Raw genomic sequence first — 12,101 nt, 5'->3', positions numbered from 1 at the left:
AACGGAGTCACCATGAAGTCCATTTCTTTTCTCACCCCCATGTTTGCCATCGCCATGACTTTGGCCACAGCCTCGGTCCAGGCGCAGACCCATTTGCAGCGTGTCGATGTGAGCGGGCAAGGCGTCAACGACCTGCAGCTGCCGCCCTTGAGCATGGTCTGTCCCGCCTATGCCCAGACCTTGCAAGATCAGCTCAGTGCGGTGGCGACGCGTGAAGGCAGCGCGGCTACCGTGCGGGTGAGCTTCAAGCTCGGCGGCGATCAGCCCAGTGATCTGCGCATTCAGGACGGACCGCTCGAGTACCGGAAGGCAGTCCGCCGCGCCATGCACCAAATCAGCTGTCAAACTGGCGTTGCACAGGGCGGCGAATACAAGTTGGTGCTGAGCTTCAATGCTGCCAGCCCTGAAATCACAGCAGCCTCTGGCATGGCCCGCCAGGAGCGCGTTGCGCTGGCCATGCGTTGACTGTGCGCCCTTAGGGGAGCCAGATCTCGAAGCGTGTCCCGCTCTGGCGCTGCAACGGGTCGCGCGGCTGGAGCAGCACGCGACCGTGACGTTCGCCCAGGTTGTGGGCGCGCGCCACGGCGGCGCACAGCTCCATGCCCAGGCCGGTCGAGGAGCGTGCCGAAGGGTCCTTGGCATCGAGGCCCAAACCGTCATCTTCGACGGCAAACACCAGGAAGCCGTTGCGTACTTTGACGTCCAGCAGCACGTCGCTGCGGGCAAAGCGCCAGGCGTTGTGCAGGGCCGCCTCCAGAGCCAGAAGCACCAGGCGCGGATCGAAGTACCAGAATGCCGGCGCCGATGCCTCGCCGCTCAAGCGCAGTGGCGCTCCATCGGGGCGTGAGTCCATGTGCAGCAACTGCTGCAAGAAATCTCGCGGCGATTCGTCCGAGACATGGGCATTCATATGCCGCTCGGGCGCTGCGTAAAGGGTCAGGTAGGCGACCAGGCGCTGCCGCAGCTGCGCGCAACGTTGATGGGCGCGGTGCGCGGGTTCGGGTGCAGGATCAAGGGCCAACAGGCTCAACTCGGCTTCTAGGACGCCCAACTGATTCTTCAGGTCATGCACCAGCATGGCCAGCAGTTCACGGTTCATGGGGCTGAGCGAGCGCCAGCCAAGGGTGCCGGTGCAGTGATGCTGAAGGACGCATTGCCGTGCAGGGCCGCCAGGGTTTCACGCAGGTAGCGACGCATCTGAGCGACGCGGTCGTTGGCCGGCAGCAGTTTCTCCAGGCGGACCAGATAGTCACGCACCTGATTCAAACGCCCATCGTCCATCCGCTTCTTCAAGCGCAAAGCCATGCAGTTCATCTGCGCACATTCGAGCAGAACGGTGGTGTTCTCCGGGTACTCCACCAGCTCGGCTTCGATCGCCTGCAAGGCTTCGTCGAGCTTGCCACTGCGCAGCAACAACTTGGCCTCATGCAGGCGCGTTTTCAAGCCCTTGGATGCGGCGTGGACCACCAGTTCGATCTGTTCGCTGTGTCCCGTGTCCGTCAAGGCTTTGCAGACCAGTTGTTGAATGCGGCTGTTCTCGTGATCGGCGCTGATGGCTTGTGCGATCAATTTCAGGCCGGTCTCGATTTGGCCCGTCACCAAGGCTGCCCTGGCCAGAGCCACGGAGGCAAAATCAGCCTTTCCCGTGCTGTGGTGCGCCAAGGCTTGGGTGGCCTCTCGCAAGGCTTTCTCGTCCTCGCCCAGCAAGGCATGGGCCTGCGCGCGTATGGCCATGGTGACGCACTCGAAATCGGGCTCGTGAGCGCCTCGGGTGGCACGAGTGGCCGAATCGCTGATCAGTTCGAGCGCTTCCTTGGCTTCACCGAGGTCGATGTGGGTCTGGGCAAGAGCGTGCAAGTCTTGAGCTTGGGCTGTGATGGAGCCCTGGCTGGACTTGATCGCCTTGAGCAAGCTGGCCTTGGCCGTGGCCAGGTCGCCGTTGCGGTAGGCGCTTTCGGCCAGCTGTCGTAGGCGCCGTGCCGATGGCACCACCTGGGCGCTTTTCTTCATCATCTGCATGGCGCTCGCCGGGTCACCGAGAGCCTCCATGGCCTGGCCGGCTACATCAAAGGCGGCTAAGTTTTTTTCGCCTTCGGGACTCGCGATGATGGCCATGGCCAGACGCTTGGCCTCCTCAAACTTGCCGGCAGCCTTCTGCGCACGGGCCAGGCCGATCTGTGCCCACATCAGTCCGGCGCGCAGGTCGAGTGCGCTCTGGAACATTTGGCGGGCTTCCTCGGCATTGCCCAGATCCAACAGGGTCTGCGCCTTGAGTTGCAAGGCGTACATGAACCAGCGGTCCTTCTTGGCCAGCACAGCGTCGCAGGCGATCAGCGCGCCAGCGAGGTCGCCCTTGCTCAAGGCCTTGCTGATGTCGAGCAGGGCGTGGCGCTTGTCCAACTGGCTCTTCAAGCGGTCTTCGATGTCCCCGGCGGTGATGGGCTTGAGCAGATAGGCATCGGGCATGTGCTCGCTGGCCGCGGCGACCGAGTTGTAATTGCTCTCCGCCGTGATCATGAAAAACAGCGTGTCGGGTGGCAGCAGCTGGGCTTCACGCAGAAACTCGAAGAGTTGTTGGCCGTCGGTCTTGTGGTTGAGGTTGTAGTCGCACAGGATCAGCCCGTAGTGCTTGCTGCGCACCATGCGCAGGGCATCTTCGGCGGACCCAGCGGCGTCGATCTTGCCGATTCCCAGCATGCCCAGCTGGCCGCGCAAGGTGGTCTGCTGCGTGGCCATATCGTCCACGACCAGGGCTTCGATTTTGGAATACGGGGTGTCGACGCGCATAAGCTCCCTTGTGCGGCACAGTTTGTCGCCTGGCTGCGGCCCGACGGGCCGGCGTAGCGATCAGCTTGACGACCCTAGCTTACAGGAGCTCAGGCCGCGCGTCGAAGTGTCCGGCGCCCGGGCAGCGATGGAGTTCAGGCGTAGGCATTGAGCCGCGTGCCCAGATGTCCGCTGCTTGCGAGCGCCGGTTGGGCTGGCACGGAGGCCAGCAATTCCAAGGCACCTTGGCCTTGCAGGTCGATCGCCTTCTTGAGCACCAGCATCTGCGCACTCGACTGCACGCTGCCGGGCGCGGCGGAGCCGGCGTTGTGGACCAGGGTGGTGTTGGCGAGTTCCATTCGGGGCTCCTTGGGCGGCTAGGCTTCTAGGTTTTCGGCCGCCCCGGCCGGGAACTTGAGCGGCCCCGAGCGGGGCCGCGCGCTCAGCCGGTGTTGCGCAGGCCGGCGGCGATGCCGTTGATCGACAGGTGGATGCCGCGCTGCACCCGCTCCATGCTGGGGTCGCTGGCGCGGCTCTCCAGCGGCACCGCGCGGTAGCGGCGCAGCAGCTCGACCTGCAGGTGGTTGAGCGGGTCGATGTAGGGGAAGCGGTGGCTGATCGAGCGGGCCAGGGCCGGGTTGCCGGCCAGACGTTCGCGCTCGCCCGTGATCAGGCTCAGCGCCAGGCTGGTGCGCTCGAACTCGGCCTTGACCGCGGCGCAGATTTTTTTGCCCAGACGCTTGTCCTCGACCAGGTCGACATAGCGCTCGGCAATCGCCAGATCGGTCTTGGCCAGCACCATGTCCAGGTTGGACAGCAGGGTGCGGAAGAAAGGCCATTGCTTGAACATGCGCTTGAGCAAGCCCAGGTTCTTGCCATGCTGCTCGCTGCCCTCGGGGCCCAGGAACTCGAGCACGGCCGAGCCGAAGCCGCACCAACCGGGCAGGGCGACGCGGCTCTGGCCCCAGCTGAAGCCCCAGGGGATGGCGCGCAGGTCTTCGATCGCGCGGGTGGGCTTGCGCGAGGCCGGGCGCGAGCCGATGTTGAGCTCGGCGATCTCGCGGATGGGCGTGGCGGCGAAGAAATACTCGGCAAAGCCGGGCGTGTCGTAGACCAGGCCGCGGTAGGCGCCGAAGCTCAGGTCCGACAAGGCTTGCGCGGCCTCGAGGAAGCTCTTGGGCGCGCTCTTGGTCGGGTGCAGCAGGGTGGCTTCCAGTGTGGCGGCCACCAGGGTTTCCAGATTGCGCCGGCCGATCTCGGGGTTGGCGTATTTGGAGGCGATCACCTCGCCTTGCTCGGTCAGGCGGATCTGGCCGTTCACCGTGCCCGGGGGCTGGGCCAGGATGGCCTGGTAGCTCGGGCCGCCGCCGCGGCCCACGGTGCCGCCGCGGCCGTGGAACAGGCGCAGGGTGATGCCGCGGGCCTCGGGCAGGGTGGCGAACATCTCGACCAGGGCGATCTCGGCGCGGTAGAGCTCCCAACTGCTGGTGAACACGCCGCCGTCCTTGTTGGAGTCGGAGTAGCCCAGCATGATGTCCTGCTCGCCACCGCTGCGCTTGAGAAGGGCGGAGATGCCGGGCAGGGCGTAGAACTCGGCCATGATGACTGGCGCCTCGCGCAGGTCGCCAATGGTCTCGAACAGCGGCGAGACGATCAGGTCGCTGACGGCCTCGCCATCTAAAGTCCCGCGCAGCAGACCGACTTCCTTGAGCAGCAGCAGCGCTTCCAGCAGGTCGCTGACCGACTCGGTGTGGCTGATGATGTAGTGGCGCAGCGCCTCGCGGCCGAAGCGCTGCAGGCTTTCCAGCGCCGCCTCGAAGATGGCCAACTCGCTCAGGGTTTTTTCGCTGTACTGGGCGCCGTGCACGCGCAGTGGCCGGGCGTCTTGCAGCAGGCGCAGCAGCAGGGCGCGGCGGCCGGCTTCGTCCAGGGCGCTGTAATCGGCCTCGACGCGGGCGGTGCGCAGCAGCTCGGCGATCACGGCCTCGTGCTGGTCCGAGCTCTGGCGCAAGTCCAGCGTGGCCAGGTGGAAGCCGAACACGCGCACGGCGCGCATCAGGGGTTTCAGGCGCGGCGCAATCAGGGCGCCGGCATGGTGGCTGCGCAGCGAGCGCTCGATCACCTGCAGATCGGCCAGCAGCTCGTCCGGGCTGGCGTAGGGCGCTTGCGGGGCCACGGCATGACGCAGGGCCTCAGTGCCGGTCAGCTGCTGCAGGCTGGCGGCGGCGCGTGCATACATGCCTGTCAGGGCGCGGCGGTAGGGCTCGTCCATGCGGTGCTCGTTGCGGTCCGGGCTGCGTTCGGCCAGGGCCTGCATTTCGGGCGTCACCTGGGCCAGCCGGGCCGAGATGGACAACTCGGCGCCCAGCTCATGCAGCTCGGTCAGATAGTGGCGCAGCGCCACTTCGCTCTGACGCGAGAGCGCATGGCGCAGGGTGGTGGCGGTGACATTGGGGTTGCCATCGCGGTCGCCGCCGATCCAGTGGCCCATGCGCAGAAAGCTGTTGAACTCATGGCCGGGCAGGGCTTCCTCCAGCTCGGCATAGAGCTTGGGGATCTGGCGCAGGAAAGTGGCCTGGTAGTAGGACAGGGCGTTCTCGATCTCGTCGGCCACGGTCAGCTTGCTGTAGCGCAGCATGCGGGTCTGCCAGAGCTGGGTCACGCGGGCGCGGATCAGGGCCTCGTTGTCGCGGCGCTCGCGCTCGCTGTGCAGGCTGTCGCGCTGCTCCACCAACTGGGCCACGGCGCGCTCGGCATCGAGGATGCTCTTGCGCTGCACCTCGGTCGGGTGGGCGGTCAGCACCGGCGAGATGAAGCCATGCTGCAGGGTCTTGGCGATTTCGGCCGGGCGCACGCCGGCCTCGTGCAGGCGTTCCAGGGCAAAGGCCAGCGAGCCTTCGGCCAGGCTGCCGGCGCGCTCGTGCACCTCGCGGCGGCGCACATGGTGGCGGTCTTCGGCGATATTAGCCAGGTGCGAGAAATAGCTGAAGGCGCGGATCACGCTGACCGTCTGCTCGCCGGACAGGCTCTTGAGCAGCTTGTCAAAGCTCTTGCCCGCGGCCGCATCGTGCTTGTGACGGAAGGCCACCGAGAGCTGGCGGATGCGCTCGACCAACTCGTAGGCCTCGCGGCCCTCCTGCTCGCGGATCACCTCACCCAGAATCCGGCCCAGCAGGCGGATGTCGTCCATCAGCGGCTGGTTTTTGTCGGCGGCCTGGCGGCTGCTGGTGGGGGCCGGAGGGGCGGACTTGGCGCGACGCGGGGCGGCTTTCGAGGAGGCGGGCATGGCGGGGCTCGGCTGGACAGGGGTGATGTAACAAGGTTACGGCAATCCAACTCTAGCAGTTTCTTCGGGCCGCCAATTTCGGTTGAGTTACATCAGCCGCCTGCTAGCATGCCGGCCATGAAAGAAACCATCGTCATCGCCACGCGCGAAAGCCGTCTGGCCCTCTGGCAGGCCGAGCATGTCAAGGCGCTGCTGGAGCACAGCCTGCATCTGAACGTCGAGCTGCTGGGCATGACCACCCGCGGCGACCAGATCCTCGACCGCACCCTGTCCAAGGTCGGTGGCAAGGGCTTGTTCGTGAAAGAGCTTGAAACCGCGCTGGAAGAAGGCCGCGCCCATTTGGCCGTGCATTCGCTCAAGGATGTGCCCATGGAGCTGCCAGAGGGCTTCGCCCTGGCTTCCATCCTGGAGCGCGAAGACCCGCGGGATGCTCTGGTGTCCAACCGTTATGCCTCTCTGACTGAGTTGCCGCAGGGTGCCTTGGTTGGCACCTCCAGCCTGCGCCGCGTCGCCCAGCTCAAGGCCTTGCGCCCCGATCTGCGCATCGAGCCACTGCGTGGCAATCTCGACACCCGCTTGCGCAAGCTGGACGAAGGCGGCTACGACGCCATCGTCCTGGCCGCCGCCGGCCTCAAGCGCCTGGGCCTGGCGGATCGCATCCGCAGCCATTTCAGCGTCGAGGAGATGATTCCTTGCGCCGGCCAAGGCGCCCTGGGCATCGAACTGCGCGCCGATGCGGCAGAACTCAATGCTCAATTGGCCACCTTGATCGACCGCCCGACCTGGCTGGCCACGCAGACCGAACGCGCCGTCTCGCGCAGCCTGGGCGGCAGCTGCAGCATGCCGCTGGCAGCCCATGCGCGCTGGCAGGGCGAGCAACTGCAGGTGGCTGTGGCCCTGGGCCATGCCGAGTCGCCCGAGCGGCCTTTGCTGAAGGCGCATCTGCAGGCCGCGGTGCGCAGCGATGCCGAAGCCGTGGCCTTGGGCGAGCAGGCCGCGCAGGCCCTGCGTGATCTGGGCGCGGCGGACTATCTGCCCGCAGCCTGACTCGCTCGCCGCCATGGCGTCGCCCGAAGCGGCCGCTTTGCAATTGATCCTGACCCGGCCGCAGCAGCAGGCTGGCGACTGGCTGCAGCGCTTGCAAGCTCAAGGGGTGCCGGCGCGCAGCTTTCCACTGCTGGCCATCAGCCCCGCGGAGCCCGCGCAGGCGCAAGCGGCCTGGGCGGCCTTGTCGCGCGCGCGCTTGGCCTTCTTCGTCAGCCCCAACGCGGTCGAGGGCTTTTTCGCGCAAGCACCGGCGGGTTTTGAATGGCCTGCGGCCTGTCTGGCCGCCTGTGTCGGGCCCGGCAGCGCGCGCGCCTTGCAGGCGGCCGGCGTGCCGCCGTCCCACATCATTCAGCCGCCGGCTGACGCGCCCAGCCTCGATTCCGAGCACTTGTGGCCTCAGCTCAGCGGCATGGATTGGCAAGGCCAGGCGGTGCTGATGCTGCGCGGCGAGGGGGGCCGCGACTGGCTGGCCGAGCGCTTGCGCGAGCACGGCGCGGCGCCGGTCGAATTCTTCAGCGTCTACCGGCGCGGCTGCCCGCAGCTGGATGCGGCTCAGCAGCAGGAGCTGGTTGATCTGCTCGCGCAGCCGCAGCGCATGCTCTGGCTGTTCAGCAGCGGCGAGGCGGTTGGACACCTGCACAGCTTGGCACCGGCCGGGGTGGACTGGTCACGCCAGCGCTGCTTGGCCACCCATGCCCGCATTGCCGAGCGCGCGCGCGCCGAGGGCTGGGGGCATGTGGTTTTGACGCGACCCGACGCGGCCGCCGTGGCCCAAGCCTTCGGTGCGGTGCAGGCCGACGCCTACAATCATTTTCACTGTGAGTGAAGCCCAAACCCCCCCTCTCGACGCCACGACGGGCGCTGCTGCGCCCGCCAGCGATGCGCCCGGCGCGAGCCTGAATTCCGCGACTTCCGTTCCCGCTGCCGCGCTGCCCGCCGCCGCCTTGCCGAGCTGGGTGCCGGTGACCCTGCTGCTGCTCGGTGTCGCCTCGCTGGCCGGTGTGGGCCTGGCTTGGCAAGGCCTGAGCCGCCAGCAAGCGCTGGAGCAAGAGCTGGTGCGCCGCCAGGAACTGGTGCAGGCCGAGGCCAGCGAGGCCCGTGCCGCTTCGCGCCAGTCGCAAGACCTGACCCGTGACACGGCCGCCAAGGTGGCGCTGCTCGACGCCCGCCTGGCCGAGGTCGCCCTGCAGCGTGGTCAGCTGGAAGAGTTGATCCAGTCCATGTCCCGCTCGCGCGACGAGAACGTCATCGGCGACATCGAAGCTTCCATCCGCGTCGCCCTGCAGCAGGCTGCCGTGACCGGCAGCGTCGAGCCCTTGGTGGCCACGCTCAAGCAGGCCGACGAGCGCCTGCTGCGCTACAAACAACCGCGTATGGAAGGTGTACGCCGCGCCGTGGCGCGCGATCTGGATCGTGTCAAGGCCATCAGCGTGGTCGACGTATCGACCCTGACGATCAAGCTCGACGAAGTGGTGCGCTTGCTGGACGAGCTGCCTCTGCTGGCGGTGGCCGAGCGCGGTGGTGAGCCACCGGCCTCGGGCGTCAAGCCCAAGCCGAGTACAGCAGGGGCCAAGTCGGCTGGAAGCAAGGCCGAAGTTGCGCCGAGTGAAGAGGATGGACAGCTGGCGGTCTGGTGGTGGCGGGCCAAGACCCGCTTGGCCGAAATGGCCGGCCTGGTCTGGGGCGAGACCCGGACCCTGGTACGTGTCACCCGCATCGATCACCCCGAGGCGGTGTTGCTGGCGCCCGAGCAGGCCTTTTTCCTGCGCGAGAACCTCAAGTTGCGCTTGCTCAATGCCCGCCTGGCCTTGCTGAGCCGCCAGTTCGACACGGCACAAGCCGATCTACGCGACAGCCAGGACGTGCTGAACCACTATTTCGATGCCCGTTCGCGCAAGGTCAGCTCGGCCATCGAGCTGGTCCGCCAGGTGGCCGGCCAGGCACGCCAGGTCAATGTGCCTCGCCCCGATGACACCCTGGCCGCGCTGGCGGCAGCTGCGGCCGGTCGCTGATCACGCCGGTCAGGGCTGCGGCTCCCCAAGTCAATAAGAACGAAAGCAAAGGTTCGGTTCATGCGTACGGTGGTGTGGTTGGTCCTCTTGTTCACCGTGGCGGTGGTGGCTGCGCTGGCTTTGGGTCAGAACGACGGGCTGGCCAGCTTCTACTGGAACGGCTGGCGCCTGGATGTGTCGTTGAACCTGTTCCTGCTGGCCTTGGTCGGCACCTGCTTTGCTTTGGTCACCGCCATCCAGACCATCGGTGCCCTGACCAGCCTGCCGCGTCGCGCGCATGAATGGCGCATGGCGCAGCGCGAGCGCGGCGCCCAGCTGGCTCTGCGCGATGCGCTGGCCGAGTTCTTTGGCGCCCGCTACGGCCGTGCCCAGAAGGCTGCCCAGCGTGCGCTCAGCATCCATGCGCAAACGCCCGAGCTGCAGCAGGACGAGGGCTTTCTGGCCCTGGGTCATCTGCTGTCGGCCAGCAGCGCCCATCGCCTGCAGGACAAGCGCCGCCGTGATGAGCAGCTGCAGCTGGCCCTGGACGCTGCCAAGCGTTCGCCGCAAGGCCGTGCGCAAGAGGAGGGCGCCCGCTTGCTGGCTGCCGAATGGGCCCTGGACGACCGCGATGCGCCGCGCGCGCTGAGCCTGTTGGCCGAGCTCTCGCCGGGCGTGGCGCGCCGGACCCAGGCCTTGCGCCTGAAGCTGCAGGCCAGCCGTCTGGCCAAGCAGCCGCTGGAGGCGCTGCGCACCGCACGTCTGCTGGCCAAGCACCAAGGCTTTTCCAAGGTCGCGGCGCAAGGCCTGCTGCGCTCTCTGGCCTTTGAGGCGCTCGACGCTGCGCGCGATGCCGACCAACTGCGTGCCGTCTGGCAGCAACTGGACAGCGCCGACCGCCGCGATGTGTTCGTGGCCGCGAGGGCGGCCCAACGCGCGGGAGCGCTCGGCGTGCCCGATGACGGTCGTGGCTGGCTGCGCCCCTTCTGGGACGATGTGGCCGAGCTGGGCGCCGACGAGCGGGCAACGCTGGCCGAGGCCTTGGTGCTGGTCTTGCCGGGCCTGGGCCCCGAGTGGCTGCAGCGCCTGGAGTCGGCGGTGCAGCGTTTCCCGCGCGACCGCGCCTTCAACTATGCCCTGGGTCACGCCCTGGCCGAGCGCCAGCTCTGGGGCAAGGCCCGATTGATTTTGGAACAGGTCGCTGATGAATCCAGCTTGGCTGTGGCGGCGCGTCGGCGCAGCTGGCTCATGCTGGCCCGCCTGGCCGAGCAGGACGGCGACCTGGAGCGCCGTGCCCGGTGTCATGAGTCTGCTGCGCTGGTCCAGTGATGCAAAAACTGAAATCTTTGCCTCAGCGGTATAAACCATGCTATAGTCTGAGGCTTGGCGGCTGTAGCTCAGTTGGATAGAGTACTTGGCTACGAACCAAGGGGTCGTGGGTTCGAATCCTGCCAGCCGCACCAAAAGAAGAAAACGAAAAGGTCAGTGAGAAATCGCTGACCTTTTTCAATTCCTGTTGTGCCGAGTGAAAACTTGGCCTCGAGTTTCCTTGACGCAGAGTCTGGCGAAGGGGTTGGGTTTGAATTGAGATATTGATTCAAATTGGCTCAGATGGGGGTTTTGAAGAGTTCGCAAGAATTTTTAAAAAGACTTGTGCGGTACAAAAATACCGTGCTATAGTAGAGGGCTTGGAGCGGCTGTAGCTCAGTTGGATAGAGTACTTGGCTACGAACCAAGGGGTCGTGGGTTCGAATCCTGCCAGCCGCACCAAAACAATAAAAAATGCACAAAGCCTCGATGAGAAATCATCGGGGCTTTGTTGTTTTTGCTCAGGTCAAACCTTCGGCCTGCGGCAGGGAAAGGCCCAATTCGGCCAGCACCTGCTCTGTGTGTTCGCCGGGTTTAGGGCCTACTTGCGGCGTTCGCAATGTGCTCCGGGAAAAGCGCGGTGCCGGGCTCGCTTGCCAGTGCCCCTCGACCATGACATGACTGGTGCGCGCCTGCTGCTGCGGATGTCGGGCCGCTTCGTCCATGCTCAGCACCGGAGCTACGCAGCATTCCAAGCCCGCCAGATCATTCATCCATTGATCGCGGCTGCGAGTCTTGATGCGCTCGCTGACCCGTTCGCGCAGTGCCGGCCATTCGCTGCTCTGCAGTTGCAAAGTAGGGTCGACGTCATCAAAGCCCAGACCTTGCAGCAACTGCGCATAAAACGGTGCTTCGATGGCGCCGAGGCTGAGGAACTTACCGTCGGCGCATTCGAAGCAGTCGTAAAACGGTGAGTTGTGCAGGAAGAAGTTGTCTTGTGCGCGATCCTGCCAATGGCCCTCGCTGCCCATGGCCAGCACCAGACTGCTCAAGGTGCCCAAGCCGTCCACGATGGCAGCGTCGATGACCTGACCCTGACCCGAGCGCTGTGCTTCCAACAAGGCGCTGAGCAGCCCCAGTGCCAAGAACATGGCCCCGCCGCCCATATCGCCCAGCATGCTGGCCGGCGCACTGGGCGCCTGTCCGCTGCGCGAGGCGATCGACAGGGCGCCGCTCAAGGCCAGGTAGTTGATGTCGTGCCCCGCCCGATGGGCCCAGGGGCCGGTCTGGCCCCAGCCCGTGATGCGGCCGTAGACCAGGCGCGGGTGCGGCTCCGTGAAGCTCAAAGGACCAAGGCCCAAGCGCTCCATCACGCCCGGCCGGAAACCTTCGATCAGCGCATCAGCGCTGAGGATCATGGCGCGAGCTGCCTCGCGGCCGGCCGTGGTCTTGAGGTCGAGGCAGACCGAGCGTTTGCCTCGGTTCAGTGCGGCGCCGGTGCCGATGCGTTCGGGCTCGGCGGCGGCAGAAGGCCGCTCGATCACGATTACATCGGCGCCCAGGTCGGCCAGCAGCATCCCGCACAGTGGTGCCGGACCAATGCCCGCCAGTTCGATCACGCGCAGGCCTTGCAGTGGGCCGGAGGCGTTCAGAGGTACATGCATGGGGGAGCTTGTCGGTAGTGGGGTGCTTGCTGGGACAAT

The 12,101-nt window shown here is 66.2% G+C and carries 10 protein-coding genes and 2 tRNA genes; 7 read left to right on the top strand and 5 right to left on the bottom strand.

What is annotated here, in order from left to right; all coding sequences use genetic code 11:
* Window positions 1-12: 12 nt before the first annotated feature.
* Window positions 13-465, top strand: a complete 453-nt coding sequence (locus LNV23_RS12080) for a hypothetical protein (RefSeq protein ID WP_263563199.1) — start codon at window positions 13-15, stop codon at window positions 463-465.
* 10 nt (window positions 466-475) lie between these two features.
* Here LNV23_RS12080 and LNV23_RS12075 read toward each other — a convergent pair whose 3' ends face one another.
* From LNV23_RS12075 to ppc, 4 genes are all read right to left on the bottom strand, one after another.
* Window positions 476-1,099, bottom strand: coding sequence for an ATP-binding protein (locus LNV23_RS12075; protein WP_263563198.1), 624 nt, complete (start codon window positions 1,097-1,099; stop codon window positions 476-478).
* A complete protein-coding gene (locus LNV23_RS12070; RefSeq protein ID WP_263563197.1) occupies window positions 1,096-2,787 on the bottom strand; it encodes a tetratricopeptide repeat-containing response regulator in 1,692 nt (563 codons plus the stop codon). Before LNV23_RS12070 ends, LNV23_RS12075 begins: the two co-directional genes overlap by 4 nt.
* 134 nt (window positions 2,788-2,921) lie before the next feature.
* Window positions 2,922-3,125: a putative motility protein gene (locus LNV23_RS12065; RefSeq protein WP_263563196.1), complete on the bottom strand. Its 204-nt coding sequence runs from the start codon at window positions 3,123-3,125 to the stop codon at window positions 2,922-2,924.
* Window positions 3,126-3,208: 83 nt separating this feature from the next.
* The gene (ppc, locus tag LNV23_RS12060) at window positions 3,209-6,052 is read right to left on the bottom strand and encodes a phosphoenolpyruvate carboxylase (RefSeq protein WP_411910574.1); all 2,844 of its coding nucleotides are present in this window, start codon (window positions 6,050-6,052) and stop codon (window positions 3,209-3,211) included.
* Between the two features lie 108 nt (window positions 6,053-6,160).
* Here ppc and hemC point away from each other — a divergent pair, with 108 nt between their 5' ends.
* From hemC to LNV23_RS12030, 6 genes are all read left to right on the top strand, one after another.
* On the top strand, window positions 6,161-7,099 hold the full coding sequence (hemC, locus tag LNV23_RS12055; protein ID WP_411910573.1) for a hydroxymethylbilane synthase: 939 nt from the start codon (window positions 6,161-6,163) through the stop codon (window positions 7,097-7,099).
* A gap of 13 nt (window positions 7,100-7,112) precedes the next feature.
* Window positions 7,113-7,925: a uroporphyrinogen-III synthase gene (locus tag LNV23_RS12050; protein ID WP_263563194.1), complete on the top strand. Its 813-nt coding sequence runs from the start codon at window positions 7,113-7,115 to the stop codon at window positions 7,923-7,925.
* Window positions 7,918-9,111 (top strand): uroporphyrinogen-III C-methyltransferase, encoded by a 1,194-nt coding sequence (locus LNV23_RS12045; RefSeq protein ID WP_263563193.1) that lies wholly within the window; start codon window positions 7,918-7,920, stop codon window positions 9,109-9,111. Before LNV23_RS12050 ends, LNV23_RS12045 begins: the two co-directional genes overlap by 8 nt.
* Window positions 9,112-9,171: 60 nt before the next feature.
* Window positions 9,172-10,419, top strand: a complete 1,248-nt coding sequence (locus LNV23_RS12040; protein ID WP_263563192.1) for a heme biosynthesis HemY N-terminal domain-containing protein — start codon at window positions 9,172-9,174, stop codon at window positions 10,417-10,419.
* 57 nt (window positions 10,420-10,476) lie between these two features.
* Window positions 10,477-10,553, top strand: a tRNA-Arg gene (locus LNV23_RS12035).
* A gap of 230 nt (window positions 10,554-10,783) precedes the next feature.
* Window positions 10,784-10,860 (top strand) — tRNA-Arg (locus tag LNV23_RS12030).
* A gap of 59 nt (window positions 10,861-10,919) precedes the next feature.
* Here LNV23_RS12030 and LNV23_RS12025 read toward each other — a convergent pair.
* The gene (locus tag LNV23_RS12025) at window positions 10,920-12,062 is read right to left on the bottom strand and encodes a CaiB/BaiF CoA transferase family protein (protein WP_263563191.1); all 1,143 of its coding nucleotides are present in this window, start codon (window positions 12,060-12,062) and stop codon (window positions 10,920-10,922) included.
* Between the last annotated feature and the right edge of the window lie 39 nt (window positions 12,063-12,101).

This window comes from Kinneretia sp. DJ1R-11 (genome assembly GCF_025717595.1).
In the GTDB taxonomy this organism is placed as follows: Bacteria; Pseudomonadota; Gammaproteobacteria; order Burkholderiales; family Burkholderiaceae_C; genus Paucibacter_A.
The sequence above is the reverse complement of the archived record's forward strand: the minus strand, read 5'-3'. Positions and strand labels throughout refer to the sequence as shown.